A 25722-nucleotide genomic window follows, 5' to 3' on the forward strand; every position below is an offset into this window, starting at 1 on the left:
CTGTGGATGGAACCGTGAACCCGCGCGTGGCGCGCCTGCGGGCTTCTGCGCGTGACCCAGGGGTCTGCCAGGTAGAGATCGAGGGCGTCGGCCGGTTTCGGATAGACGCCCGGACCGTTGGCGCGCTTGGCCTGGCCGAGGGCCGGCATATTGCCCCGGACGCGGTCGCCCGACTTGCCGGCGCCGCGGAGCGCCAGAGGGCCAGGGCCGTGGCCCTGGGCCTTCTGCAACGGCGGCTGCGCAGCCGCGCGGAGTTGGAAGCCGCGCTGCGCCGGCGGGGAGTGCCGCGAGAGGAAGCACTGGCCGTCATCGGCGAACTGGCGCGGTCGGGGTGGATAGATGATGCACGGTTCGCGCGCGCGTGGATCGCCGACCGCCTGACGCTGCGGCCCAGCGGTGCGCGGAGGTTGCGGGCGGAATTGGCGGCGCGCGGCGTGGCGCCCGCGGTGATCGCCGAGGCGCTGGGGGCCCAGTTGCTTCCGGAACAAGAGGAGGCCCTGGCGCTGCGCCAGGCAGAGGATCGCCTGCGGCGCCTCCAGGGGTTTCCACCACAGGCGGCGCGGAGGCGTCTGGTGGGATGGTTGCAGCGCCGCGGCTATTCGGCCGGTACGATTGCACGCACTCTGCGGAAGGTGGGACCGCTCAGCGCGGGCAGCCCTGATGACGATCCCTCAGACTGAATCAGGACGGCAGCCACCGGGCCAACTGTCCCTTGACCTGGCGTCTGGAGATCACGCGCGGGCGCTGGAGGGCCTCACCCCCAGCCAGCTTGCCGCGGTAACCCACGGCGAAGGTCCCCTGCTGATCGTGGCCGGCGCAGGCACGGGGAAGACGACGGTTGTCACGCGGCGCATCGCATGGCTGATCGCCAGCCGGCGCGCGCGCCCCTCTGAGATCCTCGCGCTGACGTTCACCGACAAAGCGGCCGGGGAGATGGAGGCGCGCGTGGACCAGCTCGTGCCCTACGGCTATGTGGATGCGTGGATCAGCACGTTTCACGCCTTCGGCGACAGGGTACTGCGCGAGCAGGCGCTTGAAGCCGGGCTGGTGCCTGATTTCCGGGTGCTGTCACGGCCCGAGCAGTTCATCTTCGCCCGCGACCGGCTCTTCGAAATGCCGTTGGAGAGGTACAGGCCTCTGGGCGATCCGACGCGGTACATTGACGCGTTGCTCACCCTGATCGCCCGCGCAAAGGACGAGGATATATCCGCGGAGGCTTACGAGGCGTTCGCGGAGCGCCTGGTCCGGGATGGTGAAGCGGGCGGCGACGGATCGGAGCCGGGGGAGGACGCCGGAGCGCACCGCGAGCTTGCCAGGACCTACGCGGCCTACCAGCGCCTGCTGCGGGAGGCGGGCCGGGTGGATTTCGGCGACCTGATCTCGATTCCCCTCCAGTTGTTCCGCGACCGTCCCGATATCCTGCGGCGGTATCAGGAGCGATTTCGCTACATCCTGGTGGATGAGTTCCAGGATACGAACCACGCGCAGTTTGAGCTCGTAAAACTCCTGGCCGCGGCGCACCGCAACCTCACGGTGGTGGGGGACGACGATCAGGCGATCTACAAGTTCCGCGGCGCGGCGATCAGCAACATCCTGGGGTTTGCGGCCGCATATCCCGCAGCCGCACAGGTGGTGCTTACCGACAACTTCCGGTCGCCCCAGACGGTGCTGGACGCGGCCTACCGCCTGATCCAGCACAACAACCCGGATCGCCTGGAGGTGCGCAACCAGCTCGACAAACGGCTTATTTCCCGTACCCCCGACGGCCCGCCTGTCAGACACCTCCACCACGATACCCTCACCAGCGAGGCCGACGCCGTGGCAGAGGCTATCGTTGGTCACATCCAGGCGGGCGGGCGGGCGAGGGACTGCGCGATTCTGGTGCGGGCCAACCGCGATGCCGATCCGTTCATGCGGGCCCTGAACCTTCGGGGAGTCCCCTGGTGGTTCTCCGGAACGCGCGGGCTCTACGACCGCGAGGAGATCCGGGTGGCGCTGGCGTTCCTGCGCGTCCTGGCCAGCCCCGCCGACAACCTGAGCATGTACTACCTGGGCACGTCGGGCCTCTATATGGTCAACGGCACCGAAATGGCGCTGGCACTCAACCAGGCGAACCGGCGCCACAGGTCGCTGGAGCACACCTTCCGGAACCTGCACACGGCCCCCGAGCTCAGTGCCGAGCTGTCCCCTGAGAGCAGGGCCTCCATTGCCCGCCTCCTCGAGGACCTGGACGAGATGCGCGCGCTGATGCGCCACCACCCCACAGGGCGCGTGCTGTACGAGTATCTGGTAACGCGCACGGGCTACATCCGCCGCCTGGCCACCTCCGAGCAGCCCGGCGACGAGGTGAAGGTGGCGAACCTGGCTCGTCTTTTCGACATCGTGGCACGCCACGGCGAGGTCGCCGTGTACGATCGGGTGCCCGAGTTCGTGCGTCGCATGGAGGACCTGATCGCGGCCGGCGACGATCCTCCGTCTCAGGATCCCGATCCGGAGTTCGATGGTGTGCAGATACTAACCGTGCACAAGGCCAAGGGACTGGAGTTCCCGGTGGTGTTCCTGGTCAACTGCGTTGCCGACCGTTTTCCGTCGCGCGGCCGCTCCGAGCCCCTGCAGATTCCCGACGAGCTGGTGCGGGACAAGGAAGTCCTGCCTTCGGGGGACGGCCACCTGCAAGAGGAGCGGCGGTTGTTCTATGTGGGCATGACGCGGGCGAAGCAACGGCTGGTGTTTACGAGCGGACGGGACTACGGGAATGCCCGTCCTCGCAAGCTCAGCCGGTTCATCCTGGAGGCCCTGGATGAACCGACGATCGACCAGGTGGTGTTTCGGGCCTCGGCGATCGAGGCCATCCAGAGGCACGCCCCTCCCGTGGACGTGCCCCCGTCGCTGCCGGGCATTCTCCCGCCGGAGGCGCCCGTCAACCTATCGTTCCGCCAGGTGGACGACTACCAGATCTGCCCGTTGAAGTACAAGTACGCGCACGTGCTGCGCGTACCGCTGCTGCGTGACCACCGCGTAGTATACGGTGCGGCCGTTCACGCCGGGGCCATGGAGTACAACCGGCGGTGCGCGCGGGGACAGCCGATCGATTCCAAACATCTGATCCAGGCATTCGAGCGTGCCTGGGCGGCCGAGGGGTTCATCAGTCGCGAGCACGAGGACCAGAGGATGGCCGAAGGACGGGAGGTCCTGCGAACCTTTCTCGCGTTCCAACAGGCGTCCGGTACGGTTCCGACCATGGTCGAAGCCAAGTTCGCGGTTCAAGCCGGCAGCACGCGGGTGCGGGGCCGGTGGGACCGCGTTGACCTGCGCGGCGGGGCGGCTTCCGGGGGTGCCAACGAGGTAGTCATTATTGATTTCAAGACCACCGATGTGCGGGCTCAGAAGGACGCCGACCGCAGGGCGAAGGAGAGTCTGCAGCTCGACATCTACGCGCTCGCCTACCGGCATCACTACGACCGCGCCCCCGACCGGTTGGAGCTCCACTTCCTGGGGCCCAGGCACGTGCTCGTGGGAACCGCCGCTCCCACCCAGGCGAAGCTCGACGCCGCGGCCGAGGCGATCGAACAAGCGGCCGCCGGCATCCGCAGCCAGGAGTTTGTCGCGACCCCGGATTACTACCGGGCATGCCGGTACTGCGCCTTTGCCTCTATCTGCCCGTACACGGCAAAGGAGGACTAACCTGCCCTCGGGCAGGTGAGAGAGGCGGGCTCGCGTGGGAATCGTAGATCTGGTGGTGACGGCAGTCGCGGCGGCCGTTCTCGCGGCCGTCCTCGCTGTGCTGGCGTCCATGGTCTTCCAGCGCCGGCGTGAGGCGCCGGGTGGCGGGATGCTTCTTCTCCAGCAGCAACTAGACGCGCTGCGGGGGCAGATGGCGCAGCGCCTGGACGAGGTGGGCCGTACCGTGAGCGAACGGCTGGCCGAGAGCGCCCAGATGGTGCAGCGCGCCAACGAGAGCCTGGGACAGCGCCTCGACGCCAACCTCCAGATGGTCGGCCAGCGATTCACTGAGACCACCGGTATGGTGACGACGGTGCACGAGCGGTTGAAGGGGGTCGAGGAAGCTGCCGAACGGATCTTCGATCTCGGCAAGGACCTGGCTTCGCTGCAGGAGATCCTGCAGCCGCCGAAGATGCGGGGAGGGGTGGGGGAGCTGCTGCTCGAGAACCTGCTGGCGAACATGCTGCCGCAGGGGGTCTTCGAGACTCAGTACCGCTTCGCCGACGGCACGGTGGTGGACGCCGTGATCAGGCTGGGAGGCAGCCTGGTGCCCGTGGACTCGAAGTTCCCCCTCGAGGCATTCCACGCGATCCTGCGATCGGACTCGGACGAGGAGCGGGCGAGGTCCCGGCGCGAGTTTGACCGCCAGGTTCAGGTACACGTCAGGTCTATCGCCGAGAAGTACATCCAGCCACAGGAGGGCACCTACGACTTCGCTCTTATGTACGTGCCCGCGGAGAACGTCTACTACGAGGCGGTGATGCGCGGCGACGAGGCCGGCGCGCTGTACGCGCTGGCCCTGAGCAAGAAGGTCATCCCCGTCTCGCCCACGACCTTCTACGCCTACCTGACGGCGCTTGCCTACGGCCTGAAGGGCCTCCAGGTGGAACGGCAGGCGGCGAAGATCCGGGAGGACCTCACCCACCTGGCGATGGACATGGAGCGTATCCGCGATCCGCTCGTCAGGCTCGGCACCCAACTCCGACACTCCCAGAACAACTACGAGCTGCTGCGCCGGGCGATGGACCGCTTCGGCGACCGCCTAGGAAGCCTGGGTGGCGTTCCCCTCCCCGAGGAGACAGGGGACGCGCTGCCCCCCGCATCGCAGACCTATTCTTGACACCGTTTTCGGTCCCTCGGTACAATCTAAGGAAGGTACAGCACGTATCCTTCCAGACCGGAGGGTGATACCGAACCGACCCAACACAACCGAGGGAGGTGACCGTCATCGAAGCCATGGGTCCTTACATCGTTACCGTGGTCGCGGTCCTGATTTCACTCCTCCTCGGGTACCTCCTACGCAGGACCATCGCCGAGGCGCGAATAAGGTCGGCCGAAGTGGCCGCCCGACAGATCCTTGAGGAAGCACGGAAGGAGGCAGAAGCCAGACAGCGGGAAACCATCGTCGAAGCCAAGGACGAGGCGTTCCGCCTCAAGCGTGAAGCGGAGAAGGAGATCCGGGAGCAGCGTACGGACCTCCAGCGGCAAGAGCGGCGTGTGGTGCAGCGAGAGGAGAACCTCGAGCGGAAGACTGAGGGTCTTGAGAAGCGCGAGCGCCATCAGGCAGAGGAGGAACAACGCATTGCCCAGTTGCGCGAAGAAGCCGCCCGGCTGAAGCATGCGCAGCAGGTTGAACTCGAGCGAATCGCGGGCCTGACCTCCGAGGAGGCACGGGGGCAGGTTCTTTCCACCGTCGAAGCCAGCACCCGGAACGAGTCCGTACAGCTCATACGCCGCATCGAGAACGAGGCCCGGGATGAGGGTGACCGTCGGGCCCGGGAGATCCTTGCCCTGGCGATTCAGCGTTGCGCGTCTGAGCACACGGCCGAGGTCACCGTTTCGGTCGTCCCGCTTCCCAACGAGGAGATGAAGGGCCGCATCATCGGCCGGGAGGGCCGGAATATTCGGACCCTGGAGAGTCTGACCGGGGTGGATCTGATAATTGACGACACCCCCGAGGCCGTCACGATCTCCTCATTTGACCCGGTCCGGCGTGAGGTCGCCAAGGTCGCGCTGGAGAAGCTGATGGCGGACGGCCGAATCCACCCGGGCAGGATTGAAGAGGTAATTGAGAAGGCCCGTGCCGAGGTCGAGGAGCGGGTGCGAACGGACGGTGAGCAGGCGGCGTTTGAGGCCAACGTCCACGGCCTGCACCCTGAGGAGGTCCAGGTCCTCGGACGGCTCAAGTACAGGCACTCCTACGGTCAGAACCTACTGCGCCACTCCGTGGAGGTGGCGCTGCTCTCTGGTCTGCTGGCCACGCAACTGGGCGCCGATTCAAAGTTGGCCCGCCGGGCCGGGCTCCTGCACGATATCGGCAAGGCCCTGACCCATGAGGCAGAGGGGACCCACGTGACCCTGGGCGCCGATCTTTGCAGGCGCTACCACGAGCCCCCCGAGGTGCTGAACGCGATCGCCTATCACCACGAAGAAGAGGAAGCCACGTGCGTGGAGGCGGTGATCGTAGCGGCCGCCGACGCGGTTTCGGCCAGCAGGCCCGGGGCCCGGAAAGAGACGGTCGAGCTGTACATCAAGCGCCTTCAGGCGCTCGAAGAGCTGGCCACCTCGTTTGAAGGCGTGGAGAAGGCGTACGCGATCCAGGCCGGGCGGGAGATCCGTGTCATCGTGAAACCGGCGGAGATCGACGATACCGCGGCCATCATTCTCGCCCGCGACCTGGCCCGCAAGATCGAGGAGCAACTCAAGTACCCGGGCCAGATCAAGGTCACGGTTCTCCGCGAGACCCGGGTCGTGGAGTACGCGCGGTGACCGGGTGAGGATCCTGTTCGTAGGAGACGTCACCGGGAAACCGGGCAGACGGCTGATTGCCGAATGCCTGCCGGCGCTGCGGCGGTCGCGGCACCTCGACGTGATAATCGCCAACGGTGAGAACGCCGCGGGCGGCAGGGGGTTGACCGCGGGCGTGTCCCAGGAGATGTTTGCCGCCGGTGTGGACGTGATCACGGCCGGCAACCACGTCTGGAACAATCGGGAGGCCTACGAACTGCTCGATGCCGACCCCCGGATTCTGCGGCCGGCCAACTACCCACCTGGGGTACCGGGAAGGGGCGCGGCAGCAATCACGACCGCGGGCGGCGTCAGGATCGGTGTGATCAACCTGCAGGGGCGCGTGTTCATGCAGGAGCTCGACGATCCATTCCGCACCGCGCGGGACCTTGCACTCCAGTTGCGCGCGGAACTCCCCACGGTTGTGGTGGATTTCCATGCCGAGGCCACATCAGAGAAGGTGGCCATGGGCTGGTACCTGGACGGCCGCGTGAGCGCGGTAATCGGGACGCACACGCACGTGCAGACGGCCGATGAGCGCGTTCTGCCGGACGGCACCGCGTACATCACCGACGTCGGCATGACGGGGCCGCGCGACGGCATCATCGGCATGGCCCGCGCCGCGGTAATGGAACGCTTCCTGATGCAGCTTCCGGTGCGCTTTGAGGTGGCCGCGGGGGCGGTCATGCTCAACGCGGTGTTGGTGACCGCATCCGGCGATGGGCGTGCCACGGCCATCGAGCGCATCCAGGTCGTCACCGGGGACGAGCCGCGTGCGGATTGACCTCCATACCCACACCCTGGCGTCGGATGGGCTTATGGACGCGGCCTCTCTGGTCGCCGAGGCCGGATCCCGGGGCGTGGGGCTGCTCGCCGTCTCCGACCACGATACGACCGCCGGCGTGGACGATGCCCTCTCAGCGGGGAAGAAGGCCGGCGTGGAGGTCTGGCCGGCGGTGGAGCTCTCCTGCGACGTCGAGGCAGGCGAGGTTCACGTGCTGGGGTACTTCGTGGATCACCGCAGGAACTGGTTTCAGGTGCTGCTCGGCCGGCTGCGCGAAGGCCGCGCGGATCGCGCGGCGCGCATGGTTGGAAGACTGGCAGCGCTGGGGGTGCCGGTTACCTACGAGCGGGTCGTGACGCTGGCGGCCGGGGGGGCGCTCGGCCGGCCGCACGTGGCCCGGGCGCTTGTCGAGGCCGGCCACGTACGGGACACCGCCGAGGCCTTCGATCGCTTCATCGGGCGCGGAGGGCCTGCCTACGCCGAGCGGCTCAAGCTGACGCCGGCACAGGCTATCGAGCTCATCCGTGCTGCCGGCGGGCTGGCGGTGCTTGCGCACCCCGGGTGGGGAACCGATGATGAGATGATTCGCGAGCTGGCTGGGGCCGGTCTGGACGGCGTTGAGGTTTACTACCCGGACCACAGCCCATATCAGGTGGAGCACTACAGGGATCTGGCAGTAAGGTTGGGCCTCCTGATGACCGGCGGCACGGATTTCCACGGCGGTGCCATGGCCACGCGCGTGCCCGTGGGCAGCCAGTACGTTCCGGAAGCGGTCGTCGCGCCGATTCGTGAGGCCGCCGCGCGCCGGCACCCTCAGGCCGAACCGCCGGCGCTGCAACTGCTCACAGGATGATTCGCTGAGACCGACCTGGTAGAAACGAGAGGAGCATACCGATGCGATGCCCCAAGTGCGGTTCGGACAATCCACCAGGGCGGACCCTGTGCGTGCGTTGCAGCACCCGCCTTCGGTCGGCAGCCGGGGGGGGCGCTGCCGTCCCGGATACCGGCGAGGTCCTCATGCCACGGCTGCGCGCGGATCTGCTGCGCCTCGTCGTGGTGGCGGCCATCGTGATCGCCGCGGCCGCGGCGCTGGGCACGCTGCTGCGCTGAGCCACCGTGACTGAGGGGAACCCTGCGCTGCGCCTGCTGCCCTCAGTGGACAGGGTGGTGGTAGGGCTGCGCCGGCGCGGGCTGCTGGAGGAGTTTCCCCGGAAGGCGGCCACGCTGGCCGCCCAACAGGCAGTGGCTGAGGCACGGCGCGCGCTCCAGGCGGGAGGGAACGGCGTGGAGCCTGAGGCCATCGTGGATCACGCCGTCGGGCTGCTGCGGCGGCAGTTCGGAAGTGGCCTTCGACGCGTCATCAACGCCAGCGGCGTCATACTGCACACCAACCTCGGACGTGCCCCGCTCTCGAAGGCGGCGCAGGCCGCGGTGGAAGCGGTTTCATCCGGCTACAGCTCCCTGGAGATCGACCTGGAAAGCGGTGAACGCAGCAGCCGGGCCGTTCATGTCGAATCTCTGCTGACCGCCGTGACCGGGGCAGAGGCGGGCTTCGCGGTGAACAACGCCGCATCCGCGGTGGTCCTTGCGCTGGCGGCTCTGGCCGCGGGGCGCGAGGTGCTGGTCGGGCGCGGTGAGCTCGTGGAGATCGGCGGCGGATTCCGACTGCCCGACGTCATGCGCTCCAGCGGCGCCCGCCTGGTGGAGGTCGGCACAACCAACCGCACCTACCTCTCCGACTATGCCGGGGCCCTGGGCCCTGAGGCGGCGATGCTGTTGAAGGTCCACCGCAGCAACTTCTCTCAGAGCGGTTTCGTGCACGATGCGACGCCCTCCGAGCTGGTAGGCCTGGGGAGGAGCCGCGGCGTACCGGTCGTGCATGACCTCGGCAGCGGCTGCCTGGTCGAGACGGCGCGCGTCGGGCTTCCGGCGGAGCCGACGGTGCAGGCCTCGGTTGCCGAAGGGGCGGATCTGGTGATCTTCAGCGGCGACAAGCTCCTGGGCGGACCGCAGGCCGGGGTGCTCGTGGGACGGCACGCCGCCGTGGATCACTGCCGCCGCCACCCGCTGGCCAGGGCGGCGCGCCTGGACAAGCTGAGCCTGGCCGCTCTGGCAGCGACCCTGCGCGCCTACCTGGAGCCTGATCGGGCGTGGCAGGAGATCCCCATTCTTGTGCTGCTTTCCCGCACTCCGGTTGCCAGGCGCAGGCTGGCGCTGCGCCTGGCAGGTGCAACCAGAAAGGCAGTTGGCGAGATGGCGTCAGTGGACGTCGTGCCAACCAGCGGGGAGGCGGGAGGGGGAACGCTTCCCGGCGCCCTGGTTCCCTCCTGGGCCGTTGAGATCCGCCCTGTCGCCGCGCGCCCCGAGGAGTGGGCGTCGCGCCTCCGGATGGGATCCACCTCGGTGGTCGGTATCCTCCGCGAGGGCGCCCTGCTCCTGGACGTGCTGGCAATGTTGCCCGGAGAGGACCGGCGGCTGCCCGCCCTGATCCGGGCCGCGGCGGTCTCCCGCTGATGCATCCGGTGACAATCGGCACCGCAGGGCACATAGACCACGGCAAGAGCGCGCTGGTGCGGGCGCTGACCGGCACGGACCCCGACCGGCTGGCCGAGGAACAGCGGCGTGGAATGACCCTCGACCTGGGCTTCGCGCACCTAGACCTGAGCGGGGGCCGGCGCGTGGGCATCGTGGACGTCCCAGGACACGAGGCGCTGGTCCACAACATGCTCTCAGGCGCTGGGGGCATTGACCTGGTCATGCTCGTGGTGGCCGCCGACGAAGGGGCGATGCCCCAGACCCGGGAGCACTTGGACATCCTGCGGTTTCTCTGCCCCCGGGGCGGCGTGGTGGTCATCAACAAGATGGACCTGGCCCCTGATCCTGAATGGGTGGCCGCGGTGGAGGAGGATCTGGTAGGACTGGTCGCCGGTACGGTCCTGGATGGTGCGCCGGTTGTGCGCGTCTCGGCGAAGACCGGCGAGGGGCTGGCAGACCTTGTGGCCGTGCTCGAACGGTTGGTGGAGGGGGTACCGGAAAGATCGGCCGACGGACCGGCCCGCCTGCCGGTGGACCGCTCGTTCACCATGCAGGGGTTTGGGACCGTGGTGACGGGCACGGTCTGGAACGGGCGCATCCGGCACGGGGACACGCTGGTACTGCTTCCCTCGGGCCGTGAGACCAGAGTGCGCGGGGTTCAGGTCCACGGCGAGGCGGTGGGGGAGGCCGCGGCAGGCAGCCGTGCCGCCGTCAACGTGACCGGGATCGAGAAGAACGAGGTCGGCCGCGGGGATGTTCTGGCGACGCCCGGCGCTTTTCGGGTTACCGACCGGCTGGACGTCCGATTGAGGATGCTGCCGCGCGCGCCCGCGCTCCGGCACGCCGCGCGGTTGCACGTCCACATCGGCGCCGGCGAGACGATCGCACGTGTGGCGCTGATCGGCAGTGCAGCGCTGGGGCCAGGTGAGGAGGCTCTGGCCCAGCTCCGTCTGGACAAGCCCGTGGTAGCGGTGCACGGCGACCGGTTCGTGGTGCGGCGCTACTCGCCTACCAGCACCATGGGTGGCGGCATCGTCCTGAACCCTGCGCCGCCCCAACGCCGCAGGAGGGCAGGGGATGCAGCCGAGCTGGAAGCCGTCGAGCAGGGCGGGGTTACGGCGCTGGTGGCCGCGGCGGTGGCGGCGCGCGGTCGTGGCGGGATGCTCCCCGCCGAGGTCGCGGCGGCTTCCGGCGTGCCGGAAGGCGCCGCCCTAGAGGCGCTCACAAAGGCGGTGGCAGACGGAGTGGTCCAGGCCGTGGGCGACCGGCTCTACGCGGCTTCGGTGGTAGGCGAGGCCCGCAGTATCATCAAGGAAACGCTTGGGACGCACCACCGGACCGTGCCTTGGCGCCGCGGCATGCCCCGGGAAGAGCTCAAGAGCAGGGTTCAGGCAGGCGCTCGGGACCGCCTGTTCGATGCCGTGGTCTCGGAGCTCCTGGGCTGCGGAAGCCTGAGGGAAGCCCAGGGCCTGCTGGCGCTGGCCGCTCACGTGCCCCAGGTCCGAGAGGACGATGGGCGCGTGCGTGAGGCCCTCCTGGCGCTGCTGGAGCGCCGGGGTAGCTCACCACCCCCTGACGAGGAGATTGGGCGCCTGGGCCCGCCTGAGGCCCTGGAAAGGGCATTCCAGATGCTCATGGACGACGGCCTGATAGTCCAGATCGCACCCGATCTTCGGCTTGCTGCGGCCACCGCAGAGCGTGTGAGGCAAACCATCCTGGAGATGACCCGGGATGGCACCGCCGTGACCGTTGCATTGCTGCGGGACCGGCTGCAGACCAACCGCAAGAATGCCCTGGCGCTGCTGGAGTACATGGATTCCGTGCGGGTGACGCGACGCGTGGGAGATCGGCGGGTCCTGGGGCCCCTGGCCGAGCAGCCGCTATGGCCGCCCGGCTAGTCGTTTACGCGGACGTCCGCGATGCGCGTGGTGGCCGACCAGGAGGTGAACTCCTGGCAGATACCCGGGGACAGCTCAACTGCGGCCCGGCCTGATCCCCCCGGCGGGATCGCGCCCACCGTAGCCGTTCCCGTGCGGGTGTCCTGCACGAACCGGGGAACCGGCAGGAACAGACGGCAGGCACCCTCGATCTGAACCGCGACCGTGGCGCCGGCCACCGTTACCGAGCTGCGGTTGTTTACCACCACAACGAACCCCTGCGGACCGCCCACCCACTGCACCGAGGCCTCGAGCTGCTTCCTGATGATCTGCGCGAACTGCGCCAGTCCCTTGATCTCGCCGGCGTGCTCGGCCAGGGCCCCGGTGATCTGTCCAGTCGGTCGAATGGTGACCGTATAGCGGCGGACAACATCGTTCACCTGCATACGCACTTCGAAACCGGAGGTCCCGCCGCCGGGGACCGGGTTGGGATACAGTGGGGACGACCCCTCTGCCACGCGGCGCCCGGCCTCGGTAAACGCCCGTACCTCCGCGTAGACCACCATCGGTCGGCCGCGGTTCTCCACCGTGCCGGTGACGATCAAAGTGGTATCCTCCACGCGGGCGGTCGCTGCCCGCACGCTCCAGGCCGCAGGAGCCGTGGTGGGTGTGGGGCTGGGCGCCCCTGGGGCTGCCCGCCCGGGTGCCGCCGGAGTGGCACGTAGGCCTGCTTCGGCCCTGAAGACCTCCACCGCCTCGACCCTCTCGAGGCGCAGCAGGAAGGCCACGCCGGCAAATGGGTAGGAGAGGAGGTCTCCTTCAGGAATTGCAGTGGTGATGCTCGCAACGGCATCCGCATAGGCGGTCCGCACCGCGGCGCCTGGGGAACCTGGACCGACCCCGCGCGCGGTACGGCACGCGGCAGTCTTGGTGGCAATGCGCTCCACGAATCCGTAATCGGCAATCATCTGCGCCCACGGCTCGCGCAGGACATAGGTCACCCGCGTTCCCAAGGCCTGCTCGCGCAGGGGTGCACCCGTCATCGCCAGGGCGGCGTGTGCCGCCATCCCGAGCCGCACGCCACCGATGCCAATGCCTTCCATGATGGCGCAGTCGGCAGGACCGCCAAAGAGGGAGGCGCCGGACGCTGAGATAATCAGCGCGGCTGCCAGGGCAAAGGTCCATCGCATCATCATGGCGCTCACCTACCGGATACTACGACAAAAGCAGCCGGGTCCCTCCATGGCCCTTGGGATTTCGCGCACCTTGCCGGTGGCGCCCGGTGGACATACAATGCATGTGCGGTTCGGCCAATGCGCGGAGGGCAGCGTCCGCTGGTGCGGGCCCCGGTCTTCAAAACCGGCCGCTGGGCCGGACGGTCCAGGCTGGGTTCGATTCCCAGGGCCCTCCGCCAGAACCAAGGGGGGGAGGCATATGCTCACATCCTCGCGCACGATGCAGAACCTTCTCCTTCTCATAGTTGCCGCGGTGTCCGCGGCAACCGGTGCCGTCTTCATCCGAGCGGTGGATCACGCCAGGGGCATACGGGTTGACGTGGCACTCGACGGCAATGAGATCCAGGTCTGGAACTCCACGAACAAGACCTGGAGCGCGTGCTCGGTAATCCTGGACAACCGCTACGGCCTTGAGACGACCAGCATACCGGTGCGCACCCTGCTGATGCTTCCCAAGCGGATGTTTGGAGCGCCGGATGACTGGGAACCACAGCGTGCGGTCGTCCGGTGCACGGAGCCCAAGAAGGGTGATTGGGAGAACCGGATCGGGCCGCCTAGATTCTGATATCCACGATCGCCGAGACGCCCACGCCGGGCACACGACGCAGCGATTCCCACGGCTTGAGGTTGTCCACGGGTACCAGCGCCTTTATCCGGAACGCCGCCTGGAAGTCTGCTTCGATCACGGCCACGGCCTGCACGCGATCCACCGCGGAGCGGGGCCCCGATACCTGTGCGGCCCCAACATATGCGCCCCCTGGCGAAGACACGCCTATGGAGATGCTCAGTATGGGCACCACCTTGGTTTGCTCGCGCACCGCGACACCGCGGTTCTGCAGCAGGTCGTTGATGAACGAGTTAATCTGAGGCGCGAAGGTCCGTACGGCGTAGCCGATCCCCAGCGTCTTGATGATCCCGAAGATGTCCTGCCCCTGGACACTGGCGGCCGTCGCCCCCACGAGAAGTACCACTGCAAGGATCAAAGCCCCCATGCGTGCGGCGCGCATTTTCATCCTCCCGATACCGAGATGCTTTGGCTTTCTTACCTTTCCCTCTGCTTCTACGCAGCGTGGCTTGATCGAGTTCCCTCTTTCTAGTCGAACTTGTCGCAGATCGCGCCCCGCGCCGCGGAGGATACCAGCCGCGCGTACTTGGCCAGCGCGCCGCGCGTGTACCGGGGAGGCGGCGCCGCCCACGCCTGCCTGCGCCGTTCGATCTCGTCGGCGGGCACCTCCAGGTTCAGGCGGCGGTTTGGGATGTCAACCAGGATCGTGTCGCCCTCGCGCACCAGGGCAATCGGCCCGCCCACGGCCGCTTCCGGTGCGACGTGCCCGATCATCACGCCCCGCGTGGCCCCGGAGAAACGGCCGTCGGTGATCAACGCCACCTCCTGGCCCAGCCCTCGGCCGACGAGCGTCGAGGTAACCGCCAGCATCTCTCGCATACCCGGACCGCCCCTGGGGCCTTCGTAGCGGATCACGACCACGTCACCGGAGCCGATCTGCCCGTTGATGATCGCGGCGAACGCGTCCTCCTCGCGGTCGAAGACGCGGGCCGGCCCCTGGTGCGTTTTCCGGGTTACGCCCGCGGTCTTGATAACGGCGCCCTCCGGTGCCAGGCTGCCCCAAAGCACCGCCAGGCCTCCCTCGCGCTCCAACGGCTGGCTCACAGGCACGACAACCGGAAAGCCCGTCGCCTCCACGCCGGACAGGTTCTCACGCAGCGTACGCCCGGTGACGGTCATAGCCCCCCCGTTCAGCAGGCCCGCGTCCAGCAGCGAGCGCATTACCACGGGGACACCGCCGACACGGTCGAGATCCGCCATGATGTATTGCCCGCCCGGCCGGAGATCGCCGATGTGGGGTGTTGCGCGGCTGAGGTTGTCGAAGTCCTCCAGGGATAGGGCGACGCCGGCCTCATGGGCTATTGCCAGGAGATGCAGCACCGCGTTGGTGCTGCCGCCGAGGGCGACCACCACGCGGATCGCGTTCTCGAACGCCTCCCGCGTCAGGATGTCACGCGGCCGGATGCCCTCCCGCAGCATTCGCATGGCGGCCTCCCCGCTGGCGCGGCACGCCTGCTCGCGCCGTGGGTCCACGGCAGGGATCGAGGCCGCGCCGGGCACCGACAGACCGATCGCCTCGATCGCCGCGGCCATGGTGTTGGCAGTGTAGAATCCACCGCAGCTACCGGCACCCGGGCAGGCGCGGCGCTCCAGGGAGTCCAAGGCCTCGGCGGTCATGTGGCCCTGCGCGTGCATTCCCACCGCCTCGTAGACATCCTGTATCGTGACGTCCTTTCCTTCGAACTCGCCCGGCATTATGGTGCCGCCGTAGAGGAAGACTCCGGGCAGGTTGAGCCGGGCCAGTGCCATCACCGATCCGGGCAGGCTCTTGTCGCACCCCGCGATGGCCACGAGCGTGTCGAAACACTGGGCGCGTGCCATCAGCTCGATCGAATCGGCTATCACCTCGCGGCTCACCAGGGAGGCCTTCATCCCTTCGTGGCCCATGGCGATGGCGTCGCTGACGGCGATAGTGCAGAACTCCTGGGGCACCCCGCCCGAGGCACGCACCCCGGCCTTCACCCACTGCGCCTGGACGTCAAGATTCAGATTGCACGGCGTGACCTCGTTCCATGTGCTGGCCACCCCGGCGATGGGGCGGCGCAGGTCGTCGTCGTCCAACCCGGTGGCCCGCAGCATCGCCCTGTGCGGGGCACGCTGGGCACCTTCCGTGATCTCACGACTGCGGTGCTTGGGGTTGATGGCGGTGGGGTTGTCCACGCTCAGTCTCCTTCTCAAACCGCAACGCGGTGTGTTGGCCCCATGATAGGCGGCGGGTCGCGGCGAATCAACAGGAAGGCGCGCGCTATGGTAGCATTGTGGGGTGACCCGCGACTCCTCGCTTACACCGATGATGCGGCAGTACCAGGAGCTAAAAGCCCGCCACCCGGGCGCGCTGCTCATGTTCCGGCTGGGCGACTTCTATGAGCTGTTCTTCGATGACGCACAGGTAGCGGCGCGAGAGCTCGAGATAGTGCTGACCTCCCGCGAGGTGGGCAAGGGACGGCGCGCGCCCATGTGCGGCGTGCCCCATCATGCGCTGAGCGGTCACTTGGCACGGCTGGTGGACCGTGGATACCGGGTGGCGATCTGTGACCAGGTCGAGGACCCGCGCAAGGCGCGTGGGTTGGTTCGCCGGGAGGTGACCCGTGTGGTCACGCCGGGCACGGTCATGGACGCCGCGCTGCTGCCGGCGCGCGAGCACCGCTACTTGGCGGCGGTGGCCGGAGGGGGCGGCGCCTGGGGCGTGGCCGCGGTAGACCTCTCGACCGGGGACTTCCTGGCAACCCAGATTGAGGGTCCCGACGCCGACCGCCGGCTGGCCGACGAGATCGCGCGCCTGGACCCGCGCGAGATCGCGGTCCCCGCGGGTGAGGTTCCGGACCAGGCCGCCACAGAGGGTGGGGCAGGGCAGACCGCCGGGGGTCGGTGGACGCAATTGGACGCCTGGCGCTTCGAGCCGGGCGTAGCCCGGCGCGCGCTGCTCGACCACTTTCTAGTGGCCTCACTGGACGGTTTTGGATGCGAGGGGTTGACGCTCGCCACGTCCGCCGCCGGTGCCCTGGTGCAGTACCTCCAGCAGACGCAGCAGAGCCCGCTGGCGCACCTGCGCGGTCTCCGCGTGTACGGCACCGAGTCGGTCCTCGAGATCGACGAGATCACTCGCCGAAACCTCGATCTGCTGCGCAACCGCAACGACGGCAGCGCGCGCCACACCCTCATCGGCGTGCTGGATGAAACCATGACGGCGATGGGCGGGCGGCTGCTCAGGGAATGGCTGCTTCGACCCCTGCTGGACGTGGAGGCGATCGCGGCCAGGCACCGCGCCGTGGGCGCCGCGCTGGAGGACCGCCTCCGTAGGGAAGCCGTGCGTGGAACGCTGCGCGCGCTGCCCGACTTGGCCCGCCTCGTGGGTCGGATAGGCCACGGGTCGGCCACAGCGCGCGACCTGTGCGCCCTGCGTGAGGGGCTACAGCGGCTGCCCGTGCTGCGTGAAGAAGTCGGGCAGTTGCCTGATGCGCGATTCGCCGGCATCGCAGGGGCGCTGGATCCGCACGGCGACGTTACCGCGCACATAGCCCGCGCGCTGGTGGATGATCCCACCACCGGCCTCCGCGACGGAGGGATGATCCGGCCGGGGTACGAGCCGGCGCTTGACCGGCTCCGAGAGGCCGCCTCCGGCGGCAAGGCCTGGATAGCCGGCCTGGAAGCCTCCGAGCGTGAGCGCACCGGCATTCGCTCCCTGCGGGTGGGATTCAACAAGGTCTTCGGGTACTACATCGAGGTGTCCAACGCCAACCAGCACCTGGTGCCCGCGGACTACATCCGCAAGCAGACCCTGACCGGCGCCGAGCGCTACATAACGCCCGATATGAAGGAGCGCGAGGCCGCCATCCTGGGTGCTGAGGAGCGCATCGCCGCGCTGGAGTTCGAGCTGTTCTGTGCGCTGCGCGACTCGGTGGCCACCCGAGCCACATCCCTGCTGGAGGTGGCGCGGGCGCTGGCCGAAGCCGACGTGCTGCTGGCCCTGGCCGAGGCCGCGGAGAGGGGTGGTTACGTCAGGCCGGAGATGGCCGTCGAACCGGTGCTCGAGGTACGCGACGGCCGGCATCCGGTGGTCGAGCGCCTCCTGGAAGGCGAGCGGTTCGTGCCCAACTCACTGCGGCTGGACGTGCGCGATCGGGCGCTGCTGATCGTCACCGGCCCCAACATGGCGGGCAAGAGCACGCTGCTGCGCCAGGCAGCGCTGATAGCCATCATGGCGCAGATGGGCTCGTTCGTGCCGGCGGCCTGGGCGCGTGTGGGCATCACCGACCGCATCTTTACGCGGGTGGGGGCCACGGACGAGATCGCCTCGGGCCGGAGCACTTTCCTGGTGGAGATGCAGGAGGTGTCGCGCATCCTACACGGCGCCACCGAGCGCAGCCTGGTCCTCCTGGACGAGGTTGGACGCGGGACCAGCACCTACGATGGGATGAGCCTGGCATGGGCGGTGGTCGAGTACCTGCACAACCGCATCGGCGCGCGCACGCTGTTTGCGACGCACTTCCATGAACTCACCGAGCTGGCGGAGGTGCTGCCCCGTGTCCACAACATCGCCATGCAGGTGCAGGAGCAGGGCGAGCAGATCGTGTTCCTACACACCGTGGCCGACGGACGGGCGGACCGGTCGTACGGCATCCACGTGGCACGGCTGGCGGGCATTCCAGACGAGGTAATCGCGATGGCCGGCCGCATCCTCCAGCAGCTCGAGGCAGCCGCGGCGCGGCCCGGCGAGGCCGATGCCGAGCCCGTGCCCTCCAGGGCGCGAAGACCCAGGCAACTGCCACTGGCGCTTGAGCTCGCGTCACCACTTGAAGAGGAGCTGCTGGGCATGGCCATCGAGACGATGACCCCGCTGGAAGCCCTGCGGGTTCTCGCGGAGCTGCGCGAACGCGCGCGCGTACGGCGGGCCGGCGCCCCGGAACGAGCGGACCGGCGGCTGCAATGATGCCTATTCATGTGCTGGAACGGTCGGTCGCCGAGCGCATAGCCGCCGGCGAGGTGGTCGAGCGTCCGGCCTCGGTGGTCAAGGAACTGGTGGAGAACAGCCTGGATGCCGGTGCCCGCGCGATCACCGTCGAGACCGAGGGCGCTGGCCTCCGCCTGATTCGGGTGACCGACGACGGCGAAGGGATCCCCCCCGACCAGGTCGGCCTGGCCTTCGAGCGCTTCGCCACCAGCAAGATTACGCGAGTCGAGGACCTGGAGCGGGTGACGAGCTACGGCTTCAGGGGTGAGGCCCTGCCCAGCATCGCGGCGATCGCCCGGGTGACGCTCACGACCCGCACGCAGGACGCTATCGGCGCGGTACGGGTTGTGGTGGCCGGTGGTGTGCCCCAGGCCTCCGGTGCCCACGGTGCCCCTCCTGGGACGACGGTGGAGGTGAGCGCGCTCTTCTACAATACTCCCGCGCGCCTGAAGTTCCTGAGATCCCAAGCCCGCGAGCAGGCACTGCTCGCCGAGGCGCTGCAGCGCGCGGCGATGGCGCATCCTGAGGTCGCTTTTCGGCTGGTCGCGGACGGCCGCGAGGCCGGGTGGTGGCCCCGAACAGAACCGGTTCAACGCGTGGCTGAACTGCTGGGAGCAGGAGCCGCCCAGGGCCTGATTCCGGTACTGGGCGCGGTGCCTGCCGGCGCCTTCCACGGCTGGCTTGGACGCCCGGAGCACGGCCGGCCCAACCGCACCGGAGCGCACCTCTTCGTTAACCGCCGCCCTGTTCAAAGCGCTCTGCTGCGGCGGGCCGCAGAGCAGGGCTATGCGCAACTGATGCCCGTGGGGCGGTTTCCGGCCTTCGCGCTCTTCGTGGAGGTGGATCCGGCCGCGCTCGACGTCAACGTCCACCCCCGCAAGATGGAGGTGCGGTTCAGGGAGGAGTCCCGCCTGTTCGGCGCTGTAGCCCACGGTGTCCGGGAGGCGCTGCTGTCGAGCCCGCTCATCCGGCAGGCGGGGGCGGGTTCGGTGGGCCCCGCGGTCACGGGGGTGCCTGCCCGGGGAGAGCTACTCACGCTCCTACAGGGGGTGGGGGAGGCCGCTGCGCGCGAGGCCGGGGGGGCCTATGGGACCTCGCTTGCCAAGCGCCTGCCGGTGCTCCGTCCGATCGGCCAGCTGCTCAACACGTACATCCTGGCCGAGGGGCCGGACGGTCTCTACCTGATTGATCAGCACGCCGCGCACGAGCGCGTCCTCTACGAACGTCTCATCGCGGCCCGCCGTCGGGGAAGCCTGACCAGCCAGGGCCTGGCGGTTCCGCTGACCGTGGAACTCGCACCCTCGCAGATGGCAATTCTGATCGGCCACGGCGACCACTTCGCGCAGATGGGCTTCGAGGTGGAGTCGTTTGGCGCGGGGACCGCCATCCTGCGCGCGGTGCCGGCGACGGTCCCGGGCGTCCCGGGAGCGGATCTCCTGCTGCGCGCGGTCGGGAGCCTTCAGGAGGATGGGGAGGAGGAGGACCCCCTGGAGCGGATTGCCATCGCGACCGCCTGCCACACCGCGGTACGAGCCGGAGACAGGCTGAGCCCTGAGTCGGTCTCGGCGCTGCTGGCCGATCTGAACAAGGCGGAGGACCCGTTCACGTGCTTCCACGGCCGACCCACGATCATCGCCCTTTCCCGCGAACAGATCGAACGATGGTTTCTGAGAGGATAGCCGCCTCCGACCGCCTCGCGGTGCTGTGCGGACCCACCGCGGTGGGCAAGACCGCGGTGGCCGTCGCGCTGGCTGAGCGCATGGGCGCCGAGATAGTCGCGGCCGACTCCCGCACCGTCTACCGCGGCGCGGATGTCGGGACGGCCAAGCCGACCCCGGACGATCGCCGGTGCGTGCGGCACCACCTGCTCGACGTGGCCGATCCAGGGGAGGCGTTTACCCTGGCCGACTACCAGCGGCTGGCGCGGCTGGCGCTGGCCGACATCCGCGCGCGGGGCCGGCTACCCCTGCTGGTGGGCGGGACAGGCCTGTACATCCGTGCGGTCGTGGACGGTCTCTCCCTTCCGCCGGTATCTCCGGACCACGCGCTGCGTGCCGCGCTTGAGGCAGATGAGCGGGAACGCGGCTCCGGGCACCTTCACGCGCGTCTTGCCGTCCTCGACCCGGCTGCGGCGGCCCGCATCCACCCGCGCAACCTGCGCCGCGTGATCCGCGCGATGGAAGTTGTCCTGCGGACCGGGCGTCCCATCTCAACGCAGCAGCGGCAGGGTGGCGGCGATGCCGAGGCGGGTACCGTGGCGATGGTGGGGCTCACAATGGAGCGGACGCAACTCTACCGCCGCATTGACGCACGCGTCGAGGCGCAGATGGCCTCCGGGCTCGTGGAAGAAACCCGGCTCCTGCTGGACCGAGGCATCCCTCTCTCTGCCCCGATCATGCAGGCGCTCGGATACAAGGAGATGGCCGGATGGTTGACGGGCGCCTGCGACGCCGCCGAGGCCGTCCGGCGCCTGAAGCGCAACACCCGTCGCTACGCCAAGCGGCAGCTCACCTGGTTCAGGCACGATACCCGGATCCATTGGGTGGACGCAACCGGTCTGACGCAGGAGAGCGTGATCGAGCGCGTGCATGCTATCATGAACTCGACTCTGTCTTTGTGTGGGGAGGCGTGATGCAGTCGCAGCGACTTCGCAGAATCGGCGCGTACATGTTTGCCGACCTCGACCGCAAGCAGGCCGAACTGGAAGCCCGTGGAGTGGACGTGATCAACCTTGGCGTGGGCGACCCCGACCTACCGACCCCGCCGCACATCGTCCAGGCGCTCGAGGAAGGCGCCAGGGACCCGCTCACCCACAGGTACCCGCCCTACCGCGGCACCGCGCAGTTCCGGCGGGCGGCCGCGGATTGGATGCTGAAGCGGTTCGGGGTCGGGGTGGATCCAGAGCATGAGGTGCTGGCGCTCATCGGCTCGAAGGAGGGCCTGGCGCACCTGCCCTGGGCCGTATTGAACCCCTCCGAGGTCGCGCTTGTGCCGGACCCAGGGTACCCGGTCTACCGCTCCTCAGCGATCATGGCCGAGGGGGAGGCGGTGGCGATGCCGCTACTGGCCGACCGCGGCTTCCTGCCGGAGTTCGACCGCATTCCCCAGGAGGTTCTGCGGCGCGCGCGGATGGTCTTCCTCAACTATCCCAACAACCCCACCGGCGCCACCGCCGATCTGGAGTTCTTCGCGCGCGCAGTTGAGTTCGCACGACGCCACAAACTGCTGCTCGTGCACGACAACTCCTATTGCGAGATCGCCTACGACGGCTACCGACCCCCGAGCATCCTGGAGGTCGACGGTGCCCGGGAGGTGGCGATAGAGATGCACTCGCTGTCCAAGACGTTCAACATGACCGGCTGGCGGGTTGGGTTCGCTGTGGGAAACGCCGAGGCGGTGGACGCGTTGGGCACGCTGAAGACCAACGTGGACTCCGGGGTCTTCCGGGCGGTGCAGCACGCCGCGGTGGCCGCGCTCAGTGGTCCCCAGGAGGTCATAGCGCCCACGCTCGCGACCTACCGCGCCCGTCGGGATCGGCTCGTGTCAGTCCTGCGCACGGTCGGGTGGTCCCCACCGGTGCCGAGGGCGACGCTATACATCTGGATGCCGACGCCGGACGGCGCCTCGTCGGTGGCCTTCGCCGCCGAGGTCCTGGAACGCACCGGCGTGGTCATAACGCCCGGGATCGGCTACGGGGCCTGCGGTGAAGGATACGTACGCCTCTCGCTTACCACCCCGGACGCGCGGCTCGACGAGGCGCTGGACCGCATCCGGAAGGCCTACGGGTAGGCGCGGCCATCGGCACCATCTGGGGACTGCCCCGCACGGTCACGCCGACCCACCGCCGGATGCTGGAGGCCCTAGGGAGGCGGAAGGCGCCGACGAACCGCATTGCCGGCGCAGACCTCATCGAGATCCTCGCCCACCTGGCCCATGCGCTCCGGCGCGAGGTGGGCGTGCTCCTCGACCGCAACGGTACGGTCGCGCACGTGATCGTGAGCCGCCGCTGGCAGCCCATTGCCGACGAGATGGGACGGCGGGCAGGGGGACGCGGCACCAAGCTGCGGTACATTGAGGCCCATCCCCACGCCGACGGCCGGCCCGACGACGGCGACGGAGCGGTGCTCGAGCAGCTCGATCTCGACCTAGTGGTCACCGTGGGAACCAGCCGCGGCCGTCCCACGGGATTCTGGCTGTTGGAGCAGGCCCCGGCCCACTCTGCCGGAGACGGCACCCGGACGGCCGTGGAAGGGCCGCACCCGCTCGAGATGCTAGACGAGTTGGACCTGCAGCCGCTGACGCGGATGGCCGACGCCGCCCGGCGGCGGGCGGGTGCGCGGCCCACGGCCGCACTCCGGTCGGAGCGCGCGGTACTGGTTGCCCTGGATCGCTCCGGGGACGCGGCGCCGTCGCTGGCCGAACTCTCCAGTCTGGCCAGGACGGCCGGGGCGGACCCGGTTGCCACCGTGATTCAGCGCCGCACCCGCCCCGACCCTGCCCGCTACCTGGGAAAGGGCAAGGTAGACGAGGTCCTGCGTACCACCGAGGCATTTACCGCCGATCTCGTGCTGGTGGACGACGAACTGACGCCGGTCCAGCAGCGGGGTCTGGAGAGCGGTCTCGGCGTCAAGGTGCTGGACCGCACCGCGCTCGTGCTCGACATCTTCGCGCACCGCGCCCGGAGCCGGGAGGGGCGGCTGCAGGTCGAACTCGCCCAGCTCAACTACCTGCTCCCACGTCTCACCGGCCGCGGGGTGCTGCTCTCACGACTGGGCGGCGGCATCGGCACGCGCGGGCCGGGTGAGACAAAGCTGGAGGTTGACCGCAGGCGCATCCGCACCAGAATTGCAGAGCTACAGCGCGAGATCAACGCGGTCCAGCGGCAACGAAACCTGCAGCGGAGGCCTCGCCGGGACGCCGCTCTGCCCCAGGTTGCGCTGGTGGGTTACACGAACACGGGCAAGTCCACGCTGCTCAACGCGCTGACCGGCGCCGGGGTATTCGTGGAGGACAAGTTGTTTGCCACGCTGGACCCGACGGTGCGGCGCCTGGTGCTGCCCGACCGGCGCCCGATTGTGATGGCAGACACGGTCGGCTTCATCCGGCGGCTGCCCACGCAGCTCGTCGCGGCGTTTCGTGCCACGCTCGAGGAGGTAGTGCACGCCGACCTGCTGCTCCACGTAGCCGATGCCAGCCATCCCGACTGGCCCCAGCAGGTTCGGGTGGTGAGGGAAGTGCTGGCCTCTCTGGGGGCGGGCAGTCACCCCACGCTCCTTGTCTTCAACAAGACCGACATGCTGCCCCCAGAACAGGTGAGGCGGTTGATCGCAGCACACCCGGACGCCGTGGCCGTATCAGCGGCGCGGAGTGACGGGCTGCCCGAACTGCTTGCCGCAATCGGACGCCGGCTGCCCGAGCCGTGGGTGCGGATCCGCCTGCACGTGCCCTACAGTAACGCGAGGCTCGTGGCGCAGATCCACAACCAAGGCAGGGTGCTGGCTGAGCGGTACGGGGAGGAGGGGGCCTGGATTGAAGCCGAGGTCCCTGGACCGCTCGCGGTGCAACTGCGGGCGCTCAAGATCCCGTCGCGGGCGCGCCGGGCCCGGGCCGAGGGATCAGTCTAGACGGCGCAGCACCGCTACCGCCTTGCCCTCAACAACGATTTCGTCGGCGTAGGTCGGCTCCATGGCCGCGTTGGCCGGCTGCAGCCGGATCCGGCCTCGCTCGCGGAAGAACTGCTTGACAGTGGCCTCGTCCCCGAGTCGCGCCACGACGATGTCGCCGTTGGAGGCGGTCTGCTGGCGCCGAACGACCAGTAGGTCGCCGTCGAGGATGCCTGCCTCGATCATGCTGTCCCCGCGAACACGCAGTACGAACGCCTCGGCCCCATCCGTCCAGCCGGAAGGCACCGGCACGTAGTCCTCGATGTTCTGATCCGCGAGAATCGGGGTACCCGCGGCGACGCGTCCGATCAGCGGCAGCGCCACGCCCAGATACTGCCTGCCCGCTCCGGCGGCGCCACGCAGCAGCTCCAGGGCGCGCGGCTTGCTGGGATCGCGGCGCAGGCAACCCTTGCGCTCAAGCGCCCCCAGGTGGCTGTGCACGGTCGAACTGCTGGTGAGCCCCATCGCCTGGCCGATTTCGCGCACCGAGGGCGGGTAGCCGCGCGACTCTATGAAGCGCGCCACGAAGGTGAGGATCTCCTGCTGTCGCTGCGTGAGCCCGGACGCCATGGCCGCCTCCTGGAGTGACCCGTGGGACTAGGATAGCAGACTCCACGACCGATGCAAACATGCGTTCGGTCTTAGGGGGCGCCAGGGTTGCTTCGCATAATGTCTCTTATGTTAAGTAAGGGAATCCGGCGGAAGGGGGGTGACGAACGCAGCAACCTCCCCCTATCCCCACTCACTCGCTTGGGGTTTCTTCCTTACCGTCCCTCGAACCGCGGATGGCGCTTCTCCAGAAATGCCGCGAGGCCCTCGCCGTGGTCGGCGGTTTGGCCGGCGATCTCCTGCAGGTGCGCTTCGAATTCGAGCGCGGCCTCAAGTGAACCGCTGAGGCCGGCATTGACGGCGCGTTTTGTAAGCCCAAAGGCGCGTGTTGGACCCGTGGCCAGCCGCCGCGCCAGTTGGGATACCGACGCGGGCAGATCGTCATGTGGGACCACCCGGTTCACGAGGCCCAGCCGCAGCGCCTCCGCGGCCGGGACGGGCTCGCCGCTGAACGCGATCTCAAAGGAGCGGGCTATCCCGACCAGGCGCGGTAGGAGGAATGTGGCTCCCCCGTCGGGGATCAGGCCGATCCGGGAGAAGCTCAGGGCGAATGATGCACGGTCCGAGGCGATCCGTAGGTCTGCGGCCAGTGCCAAGCTGCACCCGGCGCCGGCTGCGACGCCGTTGACCGCGGCGATAACCGGTTTCTCCAATGCCCGCAGGCCGAGGACGATTGGGTTGAGACGCGCCCGGAGGAGTTCGCCATAGGAGATCCCAGTGGTTCCGGCGCGATCGCGGAGGTCCTGCCCGGAGCAGAACCCCCTCCCCTCCCCGGTCAGGACAACGCACCTCACCTCACCCGCCCGCCCGGCGAACCCGACGGCGTCGTTCAGCTCTGCGGCCATTTGCTCGTTGACCGCGTTCAGCAACTCCGGCCGGTTCAGCGTCACCGTGAGCACGCCGCCGTCCAGCAACGCGATGAGGGTATGGTAG

19 protein-coding genes and 1 tRNA gene are annotated in these 25722 nt (G+C 68.6%); 15 read left to right on the top strand and 5 right to left on the bottom strand.

The features are described 5' to 3' along the window. The first annotated feature begins 2 nt into the window (after positions 1–2). The 8 genes from RDU83_11470 to selB all read left to right on the top strand — a co-directional run bounded on the left by RDU83_11470 (position 3) and on the right by selB (position 11727). Positions 3–680: a regulatory protein RecX gene (locus RDU83_11470; protein MDQ7841628.1), complete on the top strand. Its 678-nt coding sequence runs from the start codon at positions 3–5 to the stop codon at positions 678–680. Continuing rightward, positions 661–3684 (top strand): ATP-dependent DNA helicase, encoded by a 3024-nt coding sequence (locus tag RDU83_11475; protein MDQ7841629.1) that lies wholly within the window; start codon positions 661–663, stop codon positions 3682–3684. Before RDU83_11470 ends, RDU83_11475 begins: the two co-directional genes overlap by 20 nt. A 34-nt stretch (positions 3685–3718) precedes the next feature. Next, positions 3719–4843 (top strand): DNA recombination protein RmuC, encoded by a 1125-nt coding sequence (gene rmuC, locus RDU83_11480; protein ID MDQ7841630.1) that lies wholly within the window; start codon positions 3719–3721, stop codon positions 4841–4843. Positions 4844–4959: 116 nt separating this feature from the next. Next, positions 4960–6492, top strand: a complete 1533-nt coding sequence (gene rny / locus RDU83_11485) for a ribonuclease Y (protein ID MDQ7841631.1) — start codon at positions 4960–4962, stop codon at positions 6490–6492. A gap of 4 nt (positions 6493–6496) precedes the next feature. Then, positions 6497–7294 (top strand): TIGR00282 family metallophosphoesterase, encoded by a 798-nt coding sequence (locus RDU83_11490; protein ID MDQ7841632.1) that lies wholly within the window; start codon positions 6497–6499, stop codon positions 7292–7294. Then, positions 7284–8147 (top strand): PHP domain-containing protein, encoded by an 864-nt coding sequence (locus tag RDU83_11495; GenBank protein MDQ7841633.1) that lies wholly within the window; start codon positions 7284–7286, stop codon positions 8145–8147. The genes RDU83_11490 and RDU83_11495 overlap by 11 nt, the downstream gene beginning before the upstream one ends. A gap of 263 nt (positions 8148–8410) precedes the next feature. Next, positions 8411–9808, top strand: a complete 1398-nt coding sequence (gene selA, locus RDU83_11500) for an L-seryl-tRNA(Sec) selenium transferase (GenBank protein ID MDQ7841634.1) — start codon at positions 8411–8413, stop codon at positions 9806–9808. Next, positions 9808–11727, top strand: a complete 1920-nt coding sequence (gene selB, locus RDU83_11505) for a selenocysteine-specific translation elongation factor (protein ID MDQ7841635.1) — start codon at positions 9808–9810, stop codon at positions 11725–11727. Before selA ends, selB begins: the two co-directional genes overlap by 1 nt. Here selB and RDU83_11510 read toward each other — a convergent pair. Continuing rightward, on the bottom strand, positions 11724–12902 hold the full coding sequence (locus RDU83_11510; GenBank protein ID MDQ7841636.1) for a hypothetical protein: 1179 nt from the start codon (positions 12900–12902) through the stop codon (positions 11724–11726). The two genes, selB and RDU83_11510, sit on opposite strands and share 4 nt — an antisense overlap. Positions 12903–13025: 123 nt before the next feature. Between RDU83_11510 and RDU83_11515 the strand changes: the two genes are divergently transcribed. Together RDU83_11515 and RDU83_11520 are read left to right on the top strand one after the other, a co-directional pair. Beyond that, positions 13026–13120: transfer RNA gene (locus RDU83_11515), tRNA-Sec, on the top strand. Positions 13121–13140: 20 nt separating this feature from the next. After that, complete coding sequence (locus tag RDU83_11520; GenBank protein MDQ7841637.1) at positions 13141–13506, top strand: hypothetical protein; 366 nt, start codon at positions 13141–13143, stop codon at positions 13504–13506. Here RDU83_11520 and RDU83_11525 read toward each other — a convergent pair. Then, entirely contained in the window at positions 13496–13948 is a 453-nt protein-coding gene (locus RDU83_11525) for a hypothetical protein (GenBank protein MDQ7841638.1), read from the bottom strand. The genes RDU83_11520 and RDU83_11525 overlap by 11 nt on opposite strands. An 86-nt stretch (positions 13949–14034) precedes the next feature. Then, entirely contained in the window at positions 14035–15726 is a 1692-nt protein-coding gene (gene ilvD / locus RDU83_11530; protein MDQ7841639.1) for a dihydroxy-acid dehydratase, read from the bottom strand. Between the two features lie 103 nt (positions 15727–15829). Here ilvD and mutS point away from each other — a divergent pair, with 103 nt between their 5' ends. The 5 genes from mutS to hflX are packed head-to-tail and all read left to right on the top strand — an operon-like array spanning position 15830 to position 24141. Beyond that, a complete protein-coding gene (gene mutS, locus RDU83_11535; GenBank protein MDQ7841640.1) occupies positions 15830–18496 on the top strand; it encodes a DNA mismatch repair protein MutS in 2667 nt (888 codons plus the stop codon). Then, on the top strand, positions 18493–20196 hold the full coding sequence (gene mutL / locus RDU83_11540; GenBank protein ID MDQ7841641.1) for a DNA mismatch repair endonuclease MutL: 1704 nt from the start codon (positions 18493–18495) through the stop codon (positions 20194–20196). Before mutS ends, mutL begins: the two co-directional genes overlap by 4 nt. Further along, positions 20178–21149 (top strand): tRNA (adenosine(37)-N6)-dimethylallyltransferase MiaA, encoded by a 972-nt coding sequence (miaA, locus tag RDU83_11545; GenBank protein ID MDQ7841642.1) that lies wholly within the window; start codon positions 20178–20180, stop codon positions 21147–21149. The genes mutL and miaA overlap by 19 nt, the downstream gene beginning before the upstream one ends. Further along, complete coding sequence (locus RDU83_11550; protein ID MDQ7841643.1) at positions 21149–22306, top strand: LL-diaminopimelate aminotransferase; 1158 nt, start codon at positions 21149–21151, stop codon at positions 22304–22306. The genes miaA and RDU83_11550 overlap by 1 nt, the downstream gene beginning before the upstream one ends. 59 nt (positions 22307–22365) lie before the next feature. Beyond that, on the top strand, positions 22366–24141 hold the full coding sequence (gene hflX, locus RDU83_11555; GenBank protein ID MDQ7841644.1) for a GTPase HflX: 1776 nt from the start codon (positions 22366–22368) through the stop codon (positions 24139–24141). Here the strand turns inward: hflX and lexA are convergent. Then, positions 24133–24750: a transcriptional repressor LexA gene (gene lexA, locus RDU83_11560; GenBank protein MDQ7841645.1), complete on the bottom strand. Its 618-nt coding sequence runs from the start codon at positions 24748–24750 to the stop codon at positions 24133–24135. The two genes, hflX and lexA, sit on opposite strands and share 9 nt — an antisense overlap. A 194-nt stretch (positions 24751–24944) precedes the next feature. After that, a complete protein-coding gene (locus RDU83_11565) occupies positions 24945–25688 on the bottom strand; it encodes an enoyl-CoA hydratase-related protein (protein MDQ7841646.1) in 744 nt (247 codons plus the stop codon). Positions 25689–25722 lie beyond the last annotated feature (34 nt).

The sequence above is a fragment of the bacterium genome (assembly GCA_031082185.1).
Taxonomy (GTDB): domain Bacteria; phylum Sysuimicrobiota; class Sysuimicrobiia; order Sysuimicrobiales; family Humicultoraceae; genus VGFA01.

Excerpts from the sequence above, each read along its gene's own strand:
- lexA (MDQ7841645.1), bottom strand. The coding sequence starts at position 24,750 with ATGGCGTCCGGGCTCACGCAGCGACAGCAGGAGATCCTCACCTTCGTG.
- selB (MDQ7841635.1), top strand. The coding sequence starts at position 9,808 with ATGCATCCGGTGACAATCGGCACCGCAGGGCACATAGACCACGGCAAG.
- RDU83_11550 (MDQ7841643.1), top strand. The coding sequence starts at position 21,149 with ATGCAGTCGCAGCGACTTCGCAGAATCGGCGCGTACATGTTTGCCGAC.
- hflX (MDQ7841644.1), top strand. The coding sequence starts at position 22,366 with ATGCTGGAGGCCCTAGGGAGGCGGAAGGCGCCGACGAACCGCATTGCC.
- RDU83_11475 (MDQ7841629.1), top strand. The coding sequence starts at position 661 with ATGACGATCCCTCAGACTGAATCAGGACGGCAGCCACCGGGCCAACTG.
- RDU83_11510 (MDQ7841636.1), bottom strand. The coding sequence starts at position 12,902 with ATGATGATGCGATGGACCTTTGCCCTGGCAGCCGCGCTGATTATCTCA.
- rny (MDQ7841631.1), top strand. The coding sequence starts at position 4,960 with ATGGGTCCTTACATCGTTACCGTGGTCGCGGTCCTGATTTCACTCCTC.
- RDU83_11520 (MDQ7841637.1), top strand. The coding sequence starts at position 13,141 with ATGCTCACATCCTCGCGCACGATGCAGAACCTTCTCCTTCTCATAGTT.
- mutL (MDQ7841641.1), top strand. The coding sequence starts at position 18,493 with ATGATGCCTATTCATGTGCTGGAACGGTCGGTCGCCGAGCGCATAGCC.
- miaA (MDQ7841642.1), top strand. The coding sequence starts at position 20,178 with ATGGTTTCTGAGAGGATAGCCGCCTCCGACCGCCTCGCGGTGCTGTGC.
- RDU83_11525 (MDQ7841638.1), bottom strand. The coding sequence starts at position 13,948 with ATGCGCGCCGCACGCATGGGGGCTTTGATCCTTGCAGTGGTACTTCTC.